A 20,341-nucleotide genomic window follows, 5' to 3' on the forward strand; every position below is an offset into this window, starting at 1 on the left:
ATATGCAATTGATATAATTTAAAACTATGTCCTAATTATATTTCTTGAATCTAGCTATATTTTAAAAATTTGATACTTTAAATTGATTTTAAATCTAATTTAAATATTAAATTTTTATTTATAAAGAGGGATATATGGGAAAGCTAAATATAGATTCAAATTTATCTAAAGATGATTCTATTCAAAATAGAAATAAAGAAGAGACTAAAAAAACAATTAGCCTGAATGAGCCGCCCACATCAGCGAAACAAGATAATACGTCTGGTAGTATTAGTAAAGATTATACTAGTATTAACTTACATCTCACGCCTTTAAATAAAGAAATCGATTTTCCTGTTTCAGGTATTTCAGAAATACATCAGAATCTAATCGCTCAAGTTGCCAATGAAGAGAATATTATTATAGGTATTCGTCCTATAGATCCTAAATCAACAAGCATTATAGGAACGGGAGAATATAGCAGTAAAGGGTTAGCTATTAAATCGAAAAGCTCAGACTGGGGACCACACACTGGTTTTATTCCTATGTATCAGCAATTTGCAAAAAAATCAGGGAGAGAAAATAGCAAAAAATATAATGTCTACTCTCAGGAAGCTATTAATGAAGGCAAAGCTATTGCTGTTATATTAGAAATTACCCAAGAAAGAGTTGAAGAGCTTATACGATATAAAACAATTTATTTTTCAGATACAGCAGAACACGACGGATATAAAGAGATAAGAGCTTCTTTTGATGGTATTGAAAAAGTATTTTTTCTAAAAAAAAGTATTAAAGATAATATCGATATATGGAGTGTATATCATCTAGAAAATAATAAAATAGAGCCATTTTATGTTATGGGTGACCCTAAAACAGGAAAAGCAGTAACCGCAGATTATGATCTTTTTAGTATTATTTTTCCTATGTCAGACTTAGAGCATTATGTCAAAGTAACACCGATGTTGACATGGGATGAGTGGAAGGCTAGCGTAAACTATGATGAACTAACTTCAGCCCAAAAAAAATTGTATAATGATGAAATAGAATATAATAAAAAAGAAGGAAAAGATAATGGCATTACCAATAAAAAAATAAAAGAAATAAAAAATAAATTAAATAAAAAACTTGGTCTGGCTGAGGGGATGGAATTGATCCATCATGGAGCTGATGACGCAAACCCTGCGAGTATAATGAGCGAAAATTTCCCTATTACCTTTTTATTGCCAGATCGATTAAAAGGAAAAAATAACTTAATAGGTACGACAGAATCCATCGATACTTATTTTCATATGAACTCTCAAGGAGCAATCATTGTTGATAACGTTGAACAGCTTTCTAATTTTCAGCAGTTATTAATAAATCAGGGTTATAGAGCCCCATTAAATAAAAAATGGAGTGAAGGAGATAATGGTCAATACTTCGAGCCTAAACGTAAAATATCAGTCAGCTTTATTGAAGGGCGAGCAGAAATAATACGGAAAAAAAGTATTATTAATAATGAACCGATCACAGAAAAAACTGTTGCGCAGTTAGATACAGATTTTGGTGATGTTTATTTAAATATGCAAAAAAATCATAATAGTAGCCGATTACCAGAAACCAATTTACCAAATACGGGCAACCTAGACACTTGGCTAGATCCGATGTTGATATATCGTCAAAACAAAGCCAATGATGCGGAAACTCATAGACAGGTAAAACCTACTGAATATACCTACAATGTTATTATCCAAAATGGTGGTGATCAAGATTCAGCTAAAGCAACAGCTTATGCATTTTCTAAACACCCTGAAGACTCTATGGTTATTCAGTATGATATGGGTTCGAAGCAATATAAAATCTTACATGGAGATCTCAATAGAATTAATGTAGGAAAAGTACGTTGGATAACAATTGGTCATGGAAAATATTATGGTCATCATCAGCCAACTCTTTATATGGAGAAAAATGCACAGCAATATGTTGAAGCATTAGTGTATTTACGCAAAAAAATCTTAAAAAATACAATGCCGGATAAGCTTGTCATGCTTGGGTGTGATTTAGGTCGAGGAGGTGTTAATGAAAACTTTGCACTAAAAGCGACTAGCTTACTTGCTGAGAATAATGTGCGCGCTCCTGTCGTTGCTTATAATCGACAAATCGGAAATATGTATTTAGGGTCTAAGGTTATTTATCCGGTTGACTTTGAAAAAGATACAGTAAACACTCAAGGTTACAAATTTGTCTATCAGTACCATTCAGGTAGTGATCAAGTCAGGATTAATAATAACTCTAGCACATTATATTTTATTAATGAGCTTCGTCGTGGTGAGCTATCACTCGCTCAACTAAATGATTATATTGAACCCGACCCTATGTATATGTTTAGGGATCCTGATACTCGTACTATTGATAATAATTTACTCAAAAAAATTGCTTACAATCAGGATGCCTATAGACTATTTGTTCAGGAGCTTAAAAATAATAACAGTCTTTTACCCAGTGATTTTTATACTACTTTCTCTACGCGACTAAATGAACTCGGTATTATAGATATTCCCATTTGGAAGATGGTTAATAGCCAGAATATTCAAAAAAAAGCATTAGCAAATACAATTAAGAATTCAGGAGAGTTAACCGTTATTATTAGGCTGACGGGAGATAAAAAAGGTTTATTACAATCAGAAAGTTTAGCCGCGAGAAATCCTCAAAATACATTAATTTTTCAAATGGATGTTGATAGTAAAAAACATATTTTGGAATATGGTAAAGAACATTTAATGTCTTTAGTGGAAAAACAAAAAATAACGCATTGGGTAATGATTGGCGATGCAGAAACAGTACGAAGGCCCACAAATGCATTATCTATCGAGTTATCAGCACTCAAAAAACAATATCCACTAATAAGTCCTGAAAATATCCTATTTCATTCTGTGGGGCCAGCAATGATAACGGAAGCAGGTGAGCATAAGATGTTTATTAGCGGTTTATCTGAGGAGCTTAAAGTACAAGGTATCAATCGTGAAGTTAAATCTAAATTTATCTATGAAGCTCCGAATAAACCCACAACAGTAGACAGTAATGTTTCTCCTACTGTACTAGCAAGTCAGCCTAACCAGCAGCTTATTTCGTTATTGGAAAAAATAGCCTTAAAAGAAATTGCTATTCAAGATATCGATTTGGTGCAACACCCTTATTTGTTAAATTACTTTTCGGATAACGAAGGGTTTGTTGATGTTAAAAAATTAATTATTGTATTACAAGATCCTCTCGTAAATTCAAAGTTAAATGAAGCATTAAACCGTGGATATGAACTCAATACGGCATCAATAAATCAATTGATAGAGACAGCGGTAGAGACGAGTTATCGGCAACAAGCAGATAGCATCCACACTTTATTAGTGGCAATAAAAAGCGATTTCTCAATACTAAATAATTTAAGTGAAAATTCTCAAAAATTACTTAAACAGTTATTTCCTGCCGGTGATGGCATAGATAAAGGTAAAGTTTTATCTTTAGTGACTGATAATAACAATTTCATTTTGTTAAGTGAGAATTTAAAAGGATTTAGTGAACTCAGTGTTAAAAACTTTGAAGGTGATAGTGGAATCTTTAAAAACGTCTCTTTTACTGAAGCATTTAAAACATATGAAAATTATCAAGCTCAACGATTGCAACAATATCACCAACAATTAAACCAAGGAAAAAATATTGGTTTGATTAATCATGGTATTATATCGAAAAATGGTGAGTCTACTGGGATAGACCAAGAATTAGGTCGTATATATGGCATTGAATATTATCTCACCAATAGTGATTTAGCACGTGATTTTCTTGAGCGAAAGGTTCAAATCGAGTTAATAGCAGACCAAAAAACACTTACTTCAGCAGAGAATACTTTGCTGGAAAAAATGCAAAAATATACTCAGGATATTGATGCGCTAATCAAGAATAACAGTATCTCTATTTCTGACCAATCAGTCGTAGATTTATTTTCGGTGGTGGTTGATACGCCGAATAGACTCATTTTTTTACAAGGAGAATTAACAACTTACACAGTAACTCACGTTAGTCGTAATGGAGCATACGAAATTTGCCTATTTGACCCTCAAGGGATGCAATTTAGCATTAGAAATAATTCTCTTCAGTTGGCACAACAGCAATTTCAACAGCAACTTAAACAGTATTTTAATGAGGACATCCAACTTTCCGATGGACGGTCTATCAATAGAGGAAAGTCGGCAGGCTTCCAAAAAATGGAGAATGGTGACTTTAGAGGAAGCATTCAATCAATTGATTTGGAGTCACCGAGCTTAAAAATAGGATTATCCTCTCTGCAGAGTCAACGTAAATCTATTATTGAGCAAGTTGAATTCAATTTACCCAAAAATAGCTGGGTAACTATGAATGGTGAAAAAATCGCTTTCGCTAAATTACAGCAATTAGGGGCAACGATAGAGGGGAAACCCATCACTTTATCGGACATTGCCTCAAATAATCTGCATAAAAAAATTCGTTTTTCTCCTGAAAAGTTAGCAATGTATTTTTCCTTAATGGAAGGTGGAAAAGACGATGTTATTTTTACTAAAATATTTCATGAGCAGCTAAATTCAGTAGATATATATCAATTAGTTGATCACCAAGCTAGTTTTAGTGACTCTGCAGTGCTGAAAAAACAGTTTAAGTATCTCGCGAGTAATAGTGATGTACAGCAAGAAACTATTCCATCTTCGACTTTATTAAAAGTTCGCCAAGCTGGAACTAAACTTCCATTATTCCAACGTATTGCAAATAAGTTTGGTCAAGGAATGGGGGCTGCTGGTGTTATTCAAAGTATGATTAGCGCATATGCTATTTTGAATAAGCTCGATAAACCAGATATTACAGAAGAAGAGGTTAAGGAGCTAGAAAAACAATTTTATTTACTTTGCGCATCCGCTTTTTTTAATTACGGAGATATGATTATACAACCGATGTTGTTAAATATCTCTTCTGCAAAAGGGGTGACGTCCCTTATTCGCACAAGGCTTGCCGCAGGAACCGTTGTTATCTTTAACTTAGTCGGGATGGGAATTGATATCTACCAAGCCTACGATTGTTTATCTAAACTCAGTGAAGTATCCGATCCTAAGCAACGCCAAGATCTTATTGTCAATGCGGCTTTATCAATTGCGAGTGCTGTCATTAATGGTGTGACCGTGGTTGCTGTATTAGTAGGGGCTTCAACTATTCCTGTTGTTGGATTATTTGTTGGTGGAATTTTGCTTGTAGGAGGATGGATTTACAATGGTATTCGCGCAGTCGAGAATATTAAAGAGGTCATTGATATTGATTGGGATCGGGAATTAGAAGAAGGGATTCGAGGGGCTTTAGGTTTAGAGCCTACTTTACGCACGCAACAAGAGATGAATACCCAGTTGTATATCAATGCATTTAAAAAACAAAATTGGGAAATGGATCTTGCATTATTTGAGAGTAATATTTTAGCGGCTGGCTTTGATCATCATTTCGGTATTATTGAAAGTCCTGTATATGACGAGGAGCAAAAATACTATTTAGTCGATGGACACGGAAACTATTTTCTTGGAACATTAGGACGTCGACGTCTAGGACCAGGAAATTATGGGTCCCGATTTTTGAAAAAAGGTGCACCTTCTTTTACTGCAAACGAAATTGATTTTATTTTAGACAATAAAATCATTAGAAAAAGTGCATGGTTTAGAAATTTAAATTATGTGTATAAAAGAATGGGGTTATCGACTCGTAAAGATTTCAAGCCTAAAAAAGAAGCTAAAGAGATAGTTGATATTAAACAAACAGGAACAAAAGCTACGCACGATAGTTATTCTTTAAATTCAGAATATAAAAATCCGTTATTTGAAGAATTTAAATCTCGCCATAAAATTTCAGAAGACCTTTTGACCTTACCAATACATTATCAGTTATCACATTCTAGCGCCTCACAAATTAATTTTTATTCAAAGAAAACTGAATTTGGTGTGTTAGGACAGCGGGTGTTTAGCGAAAATGAGCGGAAGGTTAGTGAAAATTTGGAGAGTGATATCCAAAAGATCGCATTATATTTGGATAATCCTCATAGTAGAGGAACGAGCTGGAATACAGCTAACGGTAATGATGTGATTATTGGTGCAAAAGCACGAAAAAATGCATTTCAGGTTTTATCTGGCGAAAAATATTTTGCAGGGGGAGATAAAGATGATCTGTTTTATCTGCAAGATAATAATTTAAGCGGATTAATGTCACGTAATAACACAATGCCAACTAAGTATCTTGATGGTCAAGGAGGGAAGGATACGCTGATTATTGATCTATTACCTGATGCTCATCATGCTTATGTTAATTTAGAAAAAAATACACTGCATTATAAGCAAGAAGGAAACCATCCATTTATTTCTGTTGCTCATTTACAAAATATAGAAAATATTATCATCAGAGGAAATACCAATGATAGTTTACGTGGAGATGATAAGGATAATGTCCTTGATGGTGGATTAGGTAAAGATTTATTAGTCGGATATGGTGGTGATGATAAGCTTATTTTAACCCAAGGTGATGCTGTGGGAGGCGATGGCAATGATAGTTATCATATTCGCCGTTTTGAATGGATGCAGCATATTAACGATCTCTACATCTCAGAGCAGTATTGGGAATGGAAAGAAAGAACCGTCAAAACTAAGCGTTATCTAAATCCTATCTATAAGAAAAATAGTAAAGAATATCAGGCTAAGGTGGCTATCAAAGAATCGAGTCGTTCACAAAGTCATGTGAGCATAGAATATTCTTTAGATGAAATAAAACAGGTTGAATTAAACGGTAATGATTTAATTCTGACCATCAAATTACCAAGTAGCACTGAGGATGGACATGATTTTACCAATATAAAAAGTTCAGTTTTAATTCAGTTAGAGAATGTTATTGATCCAAGCAGCGATTTAAAAAAACCTCACCATGTGTATCGAGTACAAACTCGAGATGGCTGGATGATGACGACGCAGATTGGTCAAAAAGAGCCAGAGCAATATTTCAGCCTCAGTTATATTCAAGAAGCTGACCAAGTCGCGACAACAGAAAGCAAATCAGTCGAAATAGATGAAACGGCTAATATCATTACAATAAATAAGCACCGAAAACATGTAGCACCTGAATGGGGATGGTTTTCACCAATAGGTCGTGCTGAACAATTAACATATCGTGGTAATGATGAAAATAACTTTTTGCCTCTGGTTAAATTAGGGAATTATATTGAAGTCACTCGTGGGGTTGATATCTATCAAATTCTTACAGAAAAAGATGAATATGGTGAAATTACATTTGATTTCGCGAAGGTAAAAGATAGTTTTACAACTCATGATAAGGTGATTTTATTATTACCTACCGAGAATGGTTTTGCCCTATCGATGGATTCTGGAAAATTAAGTAATTTTGATAAATTCGGACAGAAAAAACGCACTATTCATTTTACAAATGTGGGAGATAATCTTTCTGAGGTGATTTTAATCCAAGATAAATATAGTAATGTATTTAACGTGGATCTACAGAAAAATCATATTTCCCCAGTCAATCCAGTTATCAGCAGTAGCGATCGTGACGATCAAATTCTTTTACCTACGGGTTATATATCAGAAAAACATGTTATTGATGGTCAAAATGGTGACGATACCATTATCAATAAGAGCTTAACTAGCTATGTACTATTAGGTGGAGAAGGTGATGATAATATTAAAGCCACAGCGGGAAATAATGTCTTATATGGCGGAACAGGAAATAACTTTATTAGTGGTGGTGAGGGGGATGATTTACTGTTATCAGGTGAAGGAAACGATACTTTGATGGGCGAAGGGGGAGATGACCATTATATTATTGATGGCAATCACTCCGGTGCCGCTTATATTGAAGATAATCTTGGTAATAACCATATCCATTTAGTTAATTTTAAACAGCAAGCTATAGAAGAAGTCGAGCCCGACTATCAGGTCTATGTTTCATCATCAGGTAAAATTCTTAAGATTAAGCAGTCAACGCAGGATAGCGGGGCTCGCTTTAATATTCATCATTATAACCAACTCGATAGTAACTCTATTTCATCGACGACGGTCAGTATGACTTCGTTGTCTTACTACTTATCTGAAAAACTCGATAAAGCAAAACATTCAGGGCAGCTAGCTATTTGGAAGCCAGTTAATGAGCTTGCTGATATGTTAAATGGCGTTCCTAAACCATTAAAACAAACCTTGGGAAATGATGGAATTGTATTATCCGAGAATGATGCGAGAGAGCATTGGCTTATTGATATGCTCGCTGGTAATGATGAGGTGATGGATATGTCACAACATGGTCGTGTGATTAAAGGTGGGAGTGGGAATGATAAGTTGATAACAACAGGTGGCGAAAATATCCTTTATGGTGGTCAAGGCGATGATATCTTATTGGCACAAGGTATGAGGCAGGATGTATTAATATCTTTAGATGGAAAGGACCATTTAGCGGGTGATAAAGGGGATGATATCTATATTGTGAGTGGTCATGGGCAAGGGGATGTCACTATCCATGATCTCGAAGGGTGTAATCAAGTGGTATTAGTTGATTTTTCGTCTACTGAAATAAGCTACAAAGAACTTTCAGCAACGCTTGCAGAAACGGTATATCAATCAAAGAGTGGAAGAAAAGTGACTATGCAACACAATAATCATACTGCCTCAATGACCAGTGTGATGCAGGTGAACTTTTTGAATGATTACAAACAATTATCAAAACATAATGAGGAATCAACTCTTGATCGCTTGATACAGTTGTTGGCGGAGCAACGTATTGCTTATGAGGGAAGTACTGACCCTAATATTGGTAATGATAATGTCAGAAATAACTGGGGAGGCGTCCAAATGACAGAGCGTTTCCTGAGTCATTTGAAGTAATTCCTTTGGTATAAACAAAACAGCCAGTTAAGTTACTGGCTGTTTTTGTGAAGTATTTGGTTGTTTGAATAAATACTTATAGAACTTTCACGATGGCATCACACAGTGGCACCATGTTTTCCAGTGTTAAGCCTGCGACGTTAATACGACCAGAGCTAACAGCATAGATGCCAAATTCGCTCCGTAAACGCTCTACCTGCTCTTTAGTTAGCCCACTGAAGGAAAACATACCATTTTGGTTGATAATGAAGCTGAAGTCCTGTTTAGCGCCTTTCTCGTCCAATGTTTTCACTAACAGTTGACGCATACGTTTAATACGTTCACGCATCGCTGTCAGTTCTTGGATCCATTCTGCTTTTAATGTTTCATCAGATAGGATAGTGGTCACGACTGCCGCGCCATGGGCTGGAGGGTTTGAGTAGTTAGCGCGGATCACAGCTTTTGCTTGGCTAAATGCACGTTCTGCGTTATCGCTATCTTTTGCGATGATGGTGCAAGCTCCGACACGCTCATTGTACAGACCAAAGTTTTTCGAGAATGAGCTAGCAACAATCATTTCAGGGTTGTTTTTGGTGAAAATACGTAAACCTTCCGCATCTTCATCTAAGCCTTTTGCAAAGCCTTGGTAAGCGAAGTCAAATACAGGTAATAAGCCTTTTTCTGCACACAGAGATGCTAGCTGAGTCCATTGTTCTGCTGTTGGGTCGATACCCGTTGGGTTATGGCAGCAGCCGTGGAGAACAATCACATCACCTGCAACCGCGGATGACAGGCTGTTAAGCATACCGTCAAAATCCATACCGTGGGTTGCCGCATCATAGTAGTTATAGGTCAGCACTTCTAAGCCCGCAGCTTCGAAAATATTTTTATGGTTAGGCCACGTTGGGTTGCTGATCCAAACACGTTTTGCGTTGGTTTGTTTGGCAATGAAATCGGCTGCAATACGCAGGGCGCCCGTGCCTCCTGGCGCTTGTGCTGTACGCGCTCGTTGTGACGTAATGATTTCATGGTTGTCACCAAACAGCAGTGTTTGAGTGACACGACCAAACTCCGGCATTCCACTAATCGCGAGATAGTTTTTTGTATTTTCGTTTTCTAGCAGAAATTTTTCTGCTTTTTTGACTGTGTCCAGAACTGGGGTTTTACCCGATTCGTCTTTGTAGACACCGATACCGAGGTTGATTTTATTATCGCGAGGATCAGCACGGAAACTATCAGCAAGACCAAGGATAGGGTCTGCTGGGGCAGAAATGATTTTCTCAAACATATTGTCGATTCCAAAACTCTGTGGTTTAGCTGAAAAAGAGGTATAACGGAAAATGTCGAGTCACCAGAGTAACTTGGTAACAAGTTTTTGCCAATTGTTTTACCAAAAATTGGTGTGATCTTGTGAGCTAGATAGCCATTACATCAAATTTGACCAAAAATTGAGTATAAACCAGTGACTTTATCTAATTAATTGAATTTTTAGCGTATTCGATAGTTAAGATATTGCCCAAGAGGGCGACTAACTTGAAAGGAAAACCCGAGAAGGAACTTAGCGATGGGGATAGGAATAGGGAACGAAGTTCTGAGAATAAAAAAAGCAGCGCCGAAGCGCTGCCTTGCAAAAACATGATTTACTGCTTTCAGATTATTCGTTAACGGATAATTAGAATTGGTAAACTAAGCCCAGACCAACTACGTTGTCAGTCATGATGCTTTTAGCTTCAGTAAAGTCATTGTCTTTCAGCAGGTTGATTTTGTAATCAACAACTGCAGACATGTTTTTGTTGAAGTAGTAGTAAGAACCTACAGAGATGTATTTAACCAGATCTTCGTTACCGTAACCTTCGATGTCTTTACCTTTAGATTGGTTATAACCTAAAGATGGTTTCAGACCGAAGTCAAACAGGTACTGAGCCACTAATTCAACGTTTTGAGTTTTGTTAGCGATTTCGTGAGCTGAACCGAAGTGAGTGGTGTTCAGAGTTTCACCGTACATAGCTGCTAAGTAAACATTGTTAGCGTCGAATTTACCACCAACGTTCCATGCTTGAGCACGGTCACCGTGAGCAGTAGAACCTTCGTATTTTTGAGCTTCAGTACGAGCAGAGTTAGAGTAACCACCACCCAGAGTCACGCCCCAACCTAAATCGTAAGCGGTAGAGAAACCGTAGCCGTCACCGTTGTCTTTGTAACCGTTAGACCAGTCACCGTGTTCGTCCTGTGCAGAAGCACCTGATTTGTTAGAATCAGTGTTTTTGCCTTGATATTGCAGAGCAAAGCTCAGACCATCAACATAACCGAACATGTTGTTGTTACGGTAAGTTAACAGGTTACGGTTACGTGAAGTCATGAACGTGTCAGTTTGAGCCATTGTATCGCCACCCCAAAGTGGGAATACGTCGGTCCATGCGTTCGTGTCATAGATAACACCGTAGTTACGACCATAGTCTACAGAACCGAAATCTTTGAATTTCAGACCCGCGTAAGCTAAACGGTTTTTGTTATCGTTGTTGTTTTCGGTTTTGTTAGTCTTAGTTTCCCACTCGAAACGACCAAAACCAGTCAGTTGATCAGTGATTTGAGTATCACCTTTAACACCTAAACGAACGCGTGAATCGTCGCCATCTTCGCCGCTTTCTGAGTTAGCGAAGTAATGACGTACGTCTACTTTACCGTAAACGTCTAATTTGTTGCCGTCTTTGTTGTAGACTTCAGCTGCGTTTGCTGCACCAGCAGCTAACAGAGCTGGGATAACCATTGCAAGAATATTGCGTTTCATCATTATTATTACCCTCATTGGTGTTATTCGGACACCTGCCACTGCCAAAAACAATTCGCAAAATTAATTGGAACTATTTATGAGAGATTAGTGTCGTCTTTAGTCGGCGTCCAGTGTTCCATTGGTAGATAAATTTATCTACCCCCAAAATGCTACAAAAACGAAGATTCTGAAACAAATGGTAACAAGGTGTTTCAAAATGTAAAAAATAGAGCAAAAAATAACCACTCATCCTACCAGTTGAAAAAATTTTACAAAAAAGAGGGAACTTTTTTGAAAGACAAATTGAACTTTTTTCGAACGATGTCATTCATTGATGAGGGAAAAATGCACAAACAAATAAGAATGGTAGAGTACCTAAAGCAGATTATTCTTAGTCGGAATAAGAATCGTTAATAAAAAAGCAAAAAATAGGGCAATAAAAGAAAAATTGTGACACTGGTCTCAAATCAGCCGCTCAATTGCAGACGGCTATCATTGAGGTGAAAATCATTTGTACTGAGATAAAATATCGGGTCAGCAGAGTGACCCGATATTGATAATCATATAAAGCCTGATAACGGGCGTTTGATATTAGAATGCTGCGTTTCTTGGCGTACGTGGGAACGGAATGACTTCACGTACGTTACTGACACCGGTTACATAAGCAATCAGGCGTTCAAAACCAAGACCGAAACCTGAATGCGGCACAGTGCCATAACGGCGCAGATCACGGTACCACCAGTAATCTTCTTTATTCATGCCCATTTCTTCTAAACGTGCATCCAGTCTATCTAGACGTTCTTCACGCTGAGAACCACCGATGATTTCACCAATACCCGGCGCTAATACATCCATTGCGGCAACGGTTTTACCGTCTTCGTTAAGGCGCATATAGAAAGCTTTAATATCTTTCGGGTAGTTTTTCACAACAACAGGTGCTTTAAAGTGTTGCTCAGCTAAGTAACGTTCATGTTCAGAAGACATATCGACACCCCAGTAAACTGGGTTTTCGAATTTCTGACCACAGGTTTCGAGAATTTTGATTGCATCGGTATAGTCGACTTGCGCAAAATCAGAATTCACAAAACGTTCCAGACGGTTAATCACGTCTTTGTCTACGCGCTCTGCAAAGAATTCAAGGTCATCACGACGCTCAGTCAATGCCGCTTTGAATGCGTATTTCAGCATTTTTTCTGCAAGACCCGCGATGTCATCTAAGTTAGCAAATGCCACTTCAGGCTCTAACATCCAGAATTCAGCCAAGTGGCGGCTAGTGTTAGAGTTTTCTGCACGGAAAGTTGGACCAAAGGTGTAGATTTTGCTTAATGCTGTCGCATAAGCTTCACCGTTTAGCTGACCAGAAACTGTTAAGAACGCTTCGCGACCAAAGAAATCTTCGCTGAAGTCAACCTCACCTTTGTCATTACGCGGCAGGTTGTTGTAGTCCAGTGTGGAAACACGGAACATTTCACCCGCACCTTCGGTATCGGATGCGGTGATCAGCGGGGTAGATACCCAGAAGAAACCTTGTTCATCGAAGAAGCGATGCAGGGCTTGGGCTAAAGTATGGCGAACACGTGCAACAGCACCGATTAAGTTAGTGCGTGGACGCAAATGCGCAGCTTCACGTAAAAACTCAACACTGTGGCGTTTTGCTGCCATTGGGTAAGTGTCAGGATCTTCAACCCAACCAACGACTTTGATTGCCGTTGCTTGCAATTCAAAAGATTGACCTTGACCTTGAGATTCGGTCACGACACCAGTGACTTCCACAGAGCAGCCAGTGGTTAAATGCAGGACTTCGTCATTATAATTAGATAAATTATTATTGATGATAGCCTGTAATGGGTTAAAGCATGAACCGTCATAAACGGCGAGGAAAGAAAAACCAGCTTTTGAATCTCTCCTTGTACGTACCCAGCCTTGAACGGTGACTTCTGAGCCCACCGCCACACGGCCTTGCAGTACATCGACTACAGGCGCAACGATCATAAAAATTACTCTCTTTTAAATAATATTAACGATATGAGATGACGAGTTTGTGTTGTTTGGGATTTGCTGCTTATGGGTTTACAAAGAAACGCGATATAAGAAGAAAAACCGTCATATGAAAAACCATTAACCCGACATCTTTTCCGAAATCCCATATTTCAGGGGTAATCTGCTATGTTACTTGCCATTTGGCAGGAAACAAGTAAAAAATCGCTATCGGGTTATTAATTTGGTTTTAGCAGGCTTTTTCCATTTTAGGAAGGTCAAAGGCTTTGCGCAGCTGATTAACAAATTCATCATCTTCACAAATCGTTTTTCCTGGGCTATCAGATAATTTAGCGACAGGTTTACCATTACATTCCACCAGCTTAATCACGATATTCATCGGCACAACATTTGGAATATTGCACGTCAGTCTTGTACCAATACCGAACACTAAATTCACGCGTTTATGGAAATAATGATACAGCTCTAAGGCTTTTTGTAAGTCTAAATTATCAGAGAACACCAGCGTTTTACTGAGCGGGTCAATGCCCAATTTCTGATAATGGGCAATGGCTTTCTCTCCCCATTCAATAGGGTCACCGGAATCATGACGCAGACCTTGATAGCGGTTCGCAAACTCGCGGTCAAAGTCACGTAAAAACGCATCCATGGTGATGCAATCCGTCAAAGCGATCCCTAAATGATTAGGGTATTCATCTAGCCAACTTTGCAAGGCTTCACGCTGGCTATTCGCTAGCTCAGGACTAATTTGTTGATGGGCTTGGAACCATTCATGGGCTTGTGTGCCGACAGGCATTAAGCCTAATTCACGAGCTAATTTATAGTTACTGGTACCCACTAAATAAGGAAACTCTTGCTTGAGCATGCCCACGATAGCGGCTTGCACATCATAGGAAAAGCGGCGGCGTGTTCCGAAATCCATCAGTTTAAATCCGGATAGATTCAATTGGCGTTCGTTAGCTTCCCGGTAAAACAATTCCAGCAATTTACGCAGTTGGGTTACCGCATCATGAGGTGTGATGTTCGGGTGTCTATCGCGCTGGACAATTTCGCTAACAAGGGCGAGTAGCGGTACTTCCCACATAATCACTTCACGCCATGGACCGCTAATACGTATCGCTAGTTGACCATCTTCAGCGGTACTTACGGCGACTTGCTGTGGATTAAAGCGAAATGTTTTTAGCCACGAGAGGTAATCTTCGGTGAAAAAAGGCAGAGTACGCAAGTACTGATGCTCATCATCAGAAAGAGAAAGCTGTGCCATCAGTTGGATCTGTTGTTCAATCTCATTGGCATAGGCACCTAAAATATCACTGCTACGGCAACGAAATTCAGCGACAACGGGAACTTGGTTGTAGCGGTGAAAAACGGCTTGCTGCATGTGGAGCTTATAAGCATCGGTATCCAGCAGTGATGTAATAATCGGTGTTACGTCTAAATTCATGCGCGCAGAGTTCCTCGCGGAGCTGACTAATAGCTAAATCGTTAAAGTTGAAAAAGTATACCCGCTTTAACAAAAGATAGAAGTTTTATTCTATCTGTATGTTGTTGGGCGATAATTCAACTTTAATTCACCTAATTAACGGTTGAGTTAAATGTGCTCAACGTGATTTTTTTATCAACAGATCTTCATTTACTGTTCGGTAACATACCCAAAACAATAATCACCGAATGATACTAACATGTAAATTTAGATTTGATAGATCTATAGCACCAACAGGCAAACCGTTCGCCAACAAAGTTGGATACTAGATACATAGATTTGATAGGTAATAACAGAAAAACATCGTAATTTGTGATGAAAATGTTTCTTAAGTCGATTCACATTAGTTCATCTTATAGTATTGTATGTAGTAACAAGAGACTATGACACGGATATAACGAAGAAAAAGGTTACCTATGACTCAGTTAAGACAAGCGAAATATCGTCAAGATTATCAAGCACCTGATTATACGATTACAGAAATATCTCTTGATTTTGACCTTGATCCCGCCAAAACCACAGTGACCGCCATTAGCAAGGTAAAACGCCTTAATCCACAATCTTCCACCTTAGAATTATTTGGTGAAGATCTTAAACTCATTAGCCTTGAAGTGGATGGAAAAGCGTGGACAAATTATAAAGAAGAGTCCGGTAAACTGGTGATTGAATCGTTACCAGAAACGTTTACGCTAAGTATTGTTAATGAAATTAGCCCTGAAAAAAATAGTGCATTAGAAGGCTTATATGTTTCTGGTGAAGCTTTGTGTACTCAGTGCGAGGCTGAAGGTTTCCGCCACATTACTTATTACCAAGATCGCCCTGATGTTTTAGCGCGTTACACCACCAAAATTACAGCAGACAAATCCCGCTATCCTTATTTACTTTCTAACGGTAACCGTATCGCGGAAGGTGAACTGGATGATGGTCGCCATTGGGTAAAATGGGAAGACCCATTCCCGAAACCAAGTTACTTATTTGCATTGGTCGCAGGGGATTTTGATGTTTTACGCGATGAGTTTGTGACACGTACTGGTCGTAAAGTGGCATTAGAATTGTTTGTGGACAAAGGCAACTTAGACCGCGCGCCTTGGGCAATGAAATCCCTGCAAAATGCGATGAAATGGGATGAAGAACGTTTTGGTTTAGAGTATGACCTTGATATTTACATGATTGTTGCCGTTGATTTCTTCAACATGGGCGCAATGGAAAATAAAGGTCTGAACGTATTTAACTCGAAGTACGTTTTAGCAAAAAGCGAAACCGCCACCGATAAAGATTACCTGAATATTGAATCTGTGATTGGTCACGAATATTTCCATAACTGGACGGGTAACCGTATTACTTGCCGTGATTGGTTCCAATTAAGTTTGAAAGAAGGGCTGACGGTTTTCCGTGATCAGGAATTTAGCTCTGATTTAGGCTCACGTTCAGTTAACCGTATCAATAATGTCAAAGTGATGCGTGCGGCGCAGTTTGCGGAAGATGCAAGCCCGATGGCTCACCCGATCCGCCCTGAAAAAGTGATCGAAATGAACAACTTTTATACGCTGACAGTGTATGAAAAAGGATCTGAAGTCATCCGCATGATCCACACTTTGCTTGGAGAAGAGATGTTCCAAGCAGGGATCCAGTTGTATGTTCATCGCCATGATGGCAGCGCAGCAACGTGTGATGATTTCGTGCAGGCAATGGAAGACGCATCGAATGTGGATTTATCCCTGTTCCGTCGCTGGTATAGTCAATCAGGAACGCCAGTTCTGACTGTGCGCGATGAATATTCTCAAGAGAAGCAACAATATACGCTACACGTTAGCCAAATGACGCCACCAACGGCCGACCAAGCAGAAAAACATCCATTGCATATTCCACTGGATATTGAGCTTTATGGGGAAGATGGTGCGGTGATCCCGCTTAAGCGCGATGGTAGCTTAGTAAATTCAGTCTTGAATATTACGCAAGAATCACAAAGCTTTGTGTTTGATAATGTGACTTCTCGTCCAGTGCCTTCTTTATTACGTGAGTTTTCTGCGCCGGTAAAATTGGATTATCCATACACGGATGCACAATTAGCATTTTTAATGCAGCATGCGAGCAATGAATTTTCTCGCTGGGATGCGGCGCAGCAACTGATTAATAACTACGCCAAAATTAATGTAGAAAAACTGCATAAAGGGGAAGCGCTGGTTCTGCCTGTGCATGTTGTGGATGCATTTCGCGCTGTATTGCTCAGCGAGAATATTGATCCAGCATTAGCGGCATTAATTTTAACGCTGCCTTCAGAAAATGAAATTGCAGAGTTATTTACCGTTATTGATCCTGTGGCAATCCATAACGCGATTGATTTTATCCACTCAACGCTAGCGAATGAAATGCATGATGAATTCTTAACGGTGTATCGTTCTATTCATATTGATGAATATCGTGTGGACCATGGCGATATCGCGCTGCGTTCACTGCGTAATACTTGCTTGCAATATTTAGCGGCAGCGGACGACCGTGATTTGGCGAATAAGCTGGTAGAAGCGCAATACCGCAGTGCGGATAATATGACGGATTCACTCGCGGCATTAACCGCTGCAAACGAAGCGGGCTTGCCATGTCATGCAACGCTTATGGCAGATTTTGACGATCGTTGGCACCATGATGGCTTGGTGATGGACAAATGGTTTACGCTGCAAGGTACCAATCCAGCTAAAAACACACTGGCAAAAGTCCGTGAATTATTAAATCATCGCTCATTTAGCATGACTAACCCGAACCGTGTGCGTGCATTAGTGGGTTCATTTACAGCGGGTAACCCAGTGAATTTCCATGCAGAAGATAGCAGCGGTTATCAATTCTTGTATGAAATTCTGGTGGATCTGAATACCCGTAATCCGCAAGTCGCATCGCGGCTGATCGAACCATTAATCCGCTTTAAGCGCTATGATGCGAAGCGCCAAGGATTAATGCGTGAGGTTCTGGAAAAACTGAAAGGGTTAGAAAATCTTTCTGGCGATCTTTTCGAGAAGATAACGAAAGCTCTCGAAAACTAATATATTGAATCGACTGTGATGTAAGCCCTTAGATTTTCGAGTCTAAGGGCTTTTTTATGGTAGAAGATCAAAACAATTAGCACTTTTAGTGATATTTTCATGGATTATTACCCCCTTGTTAGGGTAGCATATGTGCCGTTTTATCAAGCCGATCTCACTTCTATACTCACAAACCCTATTGGTAAAACAGGTTTGGGGGTATTTTTGCACGCGCTGAGTTTGAGTGTGTCGTGTAGAGAATGCGTATTCAATCGTACTTAGACAGAAAGTAGGTTAATAGCTATGTTATATCACCTTGCCCGAAAGGCACTGTTTCAGCTCGACCCTGAAAAGGCCCATGAATTAACGTTTCGTCAGCTTCAGCGTTTAAACCACTCTCCGCTTCAATTCCTTCTCCGTCAGTCTATTGCAACCAAACCCGTGACCTGTATGGGACTCTCCTTTAAAAATCCATTGGGCTTAGCCGCCGGACTCGATAAGAATGGCGAGTGCATTGATGCGTTTGGTGCAATGGGATTTGGGTTTGTTGAAATTGGTACCGTTACGCCGCGCCCTCAAGAGGGTAATGACAAGCCAAGATTATTCAGAGTTGTTGAAGCGGAAGGGATCATTAACCGCATGGGTTTCAACAACAAAGGCGTTGATAACCTCGTTGAGAATGTCAAAAAATCAACATACGGTGGGGTTATCGGCATCAATATCGGTAAGAATAAAGATACCCCAGTTGAACAAGGTAAAGACGATTATTTAATTTGCATGGACAAGGTGTATGCCCACGCAGGGTATATCGCTATCAATATTTCATCTCCTAACACCCCAGGTTTACGAACATTACAATATGGGGAAGCGCTGGATGATTTATTAAGTGGTATTAAAGAAAAACAATTGGCATTGCAGGCAATCCATCAAAAATATGTTCCAGTTGCCGTTAAAATTGCACCGGATTTAACAGAAGAAGAGATTGTGCAAGTCGCCGATAGTTTAGTAAGACATAATATTGATGGTGTTATTGCGACAAACACCACATTAGATCGTTCTTTAGTCCAAGGTTTGAATCATTGTAATGAAGCGGGTGGATTAAGTGGTCGTCCAGTACAATTAAAAAGTACCCAAGTGATTAAACTTATTTCTCGTGAATTAAATGGGAAATTACCAATTATTGGTGTGGGTGGAATTGATTCATTAACTGCGGCTAGAGAAAAAATGGAAGCAGGGGCATCATTAGTACAAATTTATTCTGGTTTTATTTACCACGGACCAAAATTAATAAAGGATATTGTTAATCACATCTAAAAAATGGTGATTAATTATACAAGGGGGTTTATTTATTCCCCCTTTTATCCTATATTAAGTTTGAACATAAATTATACCCATTAAATGACAAGTTATACGTGTAGTTGTGCGTCATATAGTTTTCATTTATCTGATTAATTCGCTATTAAAAAGTCGACATTGAAGTTTACTCATATTGATCAGTCTGTCGTGTATCTTTATCTTTTAAGCTTTAGGGTATAATTGAGATATGTTTAAAGGGATCCTTATTAAGGATCCAAACAAAGCTTATTTGCTTATGACATCGCTAAAGGATCGTTTATGAATATTAAACCTGATGATCATTGGCGTTGGTTTTTTGATCGTGACCATGACAGAGTGATGTTAGATCTCGCCAACGGCATGATATTTCGGTCTTGTTTTCCAGCTAAAATGTTGACTGTTTCTGCATATAACGAAATGCCTTTTAGTATTGAGGATGCCGCAGAATTTTATTTATTTGATGAACAAGCGAAGAGATTAAATATTAGCTATGAAGAAAGGGCTGAGTTAGTCTTAAACAGCTTAGTTGCTTACCGCTTTTTAAAACCACAAATGCCGAAAAGCTGGTATTTCTCGAGTTTCCATTTTATGAGTACGCCAGTTCGTGGTCAGCTAATTCAAGTGTGCTTAGAGAATAGTCATATTTATTCAACCTTTATTATTGCGGAAGCAGGTGAATCGGCAAGCTTATGTTTATTAGCGGAGCCATCATTAGAATTACCGGATCGTACTTTGAGATTTTGCGATCCAATTAAGATCATGAATGATCGCATGATGCATTATCAATCTCGGACTAAGCGTTTATTATATGGAAATGTCATCTAATTGATCGGTTATGATCATATTCGTATTTTGATTGTTTTTTATGCGA

General features: G+C 38.6%; 8 protein-coding genes. 4 read left to right on the top strand and 4 right to left on the bottom strand.

Annotated elements, in window-relative coordinates; translation table 11 throughout:
- Positions 1 to 134: 134 nt before the first annotated feature.
- Positions 135 to 8,891 (top strand): anthrax toxin-like adenylyl cyclase domain-containing protein, encoded by an 8,757-nt coding sequence (locus tag PROVALCAL_RS03965; protein WP_006657829.1) that lies wholly within the window; start codon positions 135 to 137, stop codon positions 8,889 to 8,891.
- A gap of 76 nt (positions 8,892 to 8,967) precedes the next feature.
- Here the strand turns inward: PROVALCAL_RS03965 and PROVALCAL_RS03970 are convergent, their stop codons facing one another.
- The 4 genes from PROVALCAL_RS03970 to pncB form a co-directional block, all read right to left on the bottom strand.
- Positions 8,968 to 10,158, bottom strand: coding sequence for an amino acid aminotransferase (locus tag PROVALCAL_RS03970; RefSeq protein ID WP_006657830.1), 1,191 nt, complete (start codon positions 10,156 to 10,158; stop codon positions 8,968 to 8,970).
- A 384-nt stretch (positions 10,159 to 10,542) separates the two neighbouring features.
- Positions 10,543 to 11,661 (bottom strand): porin, encoded by a 1,119-nt coding sequence (locus PROVALCAL_RS03975; RefSeq protein WP_279370804.1) that lies wholly within the window; start codon positions 11,659 to 11,661, stop codon positions 10,543 to 10,545.
- A 570-nt stretch (positions 11,662 to 12,231) separates the two neighbouring features.
- Positions 12,232 to 13,632, bottom strand: a complete 1,401-nt coding sequence (gene asnS / locus PROVALCAL_RS03985; protein WP_006657833.1) for an asparagine--tRNA ligase — start codon at positions 13,630 to 13,632, stop codon at positions 12,232 to 12,234.
- 235 nt (positions 13,633 to 13,867) lie between these two features.
- A complete protein-coding gene (gene pncB / locus PROVALCAL_RS03990; RefSeq protein ID WP_006657834.1) occupies positions 13,868 to 15,082 on the bottom strand; it encodes a nicotinate phosphoribosyltransferase in 1,215 nt (404 codons plus the stop codon).
- Between the two features lie 455 nt (positions 15,083 to 15,537).
- Here pncB and pepN point away from each other — a divergent pair, with 455 nt between their 5' ends.
- From pepN to PROVALCAL_RS04005, 3 genes are all read left to right on the top strand, one after another.
- Positions 15,538 to 18,156, top strand: coding sequence for an aminopeptidase N (pepN, locus tag PROVALCAL_RS03995; protein WP_006657835.1), 2,619 nt, complete (start codon positions 15,538 to 15,540; stop codon positions 18,154 to 18,156).
- 282 nt (positions 18,157 to 18,438) lie between these two features.
- Complete coding sequence (gene pyrD / locus PROVALCAL_RS04000) at positions 18,439 to 19,449, top strand: quinone-dependent dihydroorotate dehydrogenase (protein ID WP_006657836.1); 1,011 nt, start codon at positions 18,439 to 18,441, stop codon at positions 19,447 to 19,449.
- Between the two features lie 300 nt (positions 19,450 to 19,749).
- Complete coding sequence (locus PROVALCAL_RS04005) at positions 19,750 to 20,295, top strand: cell division protein ZapC (protein WP_006657837.1); 546 nt, start codon at positions 19,750 to 19,752, stop codon at positions 20,293 to 20,295.
- The last annotated feature ends 46 nt before the right edge of the window (positions 20,296 to 20,341 follow it).

Source organism: Providencia alcalifaciens DSM 30120 (genome assembly GCF_000173415.1).
Lineage (GTDB): Bacteria > Pseudomonadota > Gammaproteobacteria > Enterobacterales > Enterobacteriaceae > Providencia > Providencia alcalifaciens.

Coding starts and splice junctions, on each gene's coding strand:
- PROVALCAL_RS03965 (WP_006657829.1), top strand. CDS start 135: ATGGGAAAGCTAAATATAGATTCAAATTTATCTAAAGATGATTCTATT.
- PROVALCAL_RS03970 (WP_006657830.1), bottom strand. CDS start 10,158: ATGTTTGAGAAAATCATTTCTGCCCCAGCAGACCCTATCCTTGGTCTT.
- PROVALCAL_RS03975 (WP_279370804.1), bottom strand. CDS start 11,661: ATGATGAAACGCAATATTCTTGCAATGGTTATCCCAGCTCTGTTAGCT.
- asnS (WP_006657833.1), bottom strand. CDS start 13,632: ATGATCGTTGCGCCTGTAGTCGATGTACTGCAAGGCCGTGTGGCGGTG.
- pncB (WP_006657834.1), bottom strand. CDS start 15,082: ATGAATTTAGACGTAACACCGATTATTACATCACTGCTGGATACCGAT.
- pepN (WP_006657835.1), top strand. CDS start 15,538: ATGACTCAGTTAAGACAAGCGAAATATCGTCAAGATTATCAAGCACCT.
- pyrD (WP_006657836.1), top strand. CDS start 18,439: ATGTTATATCACCTTGCCCGAAAGGCACTGTTTCAGCTCGACCCTGAA.
- PROVALCAL_RS04005 (WP_006657837.1), top strand. CDS start 19,750: ATGAATATTAAACCTGATGATCATTGGCGTTGGTTTTTTGATCGTGAC.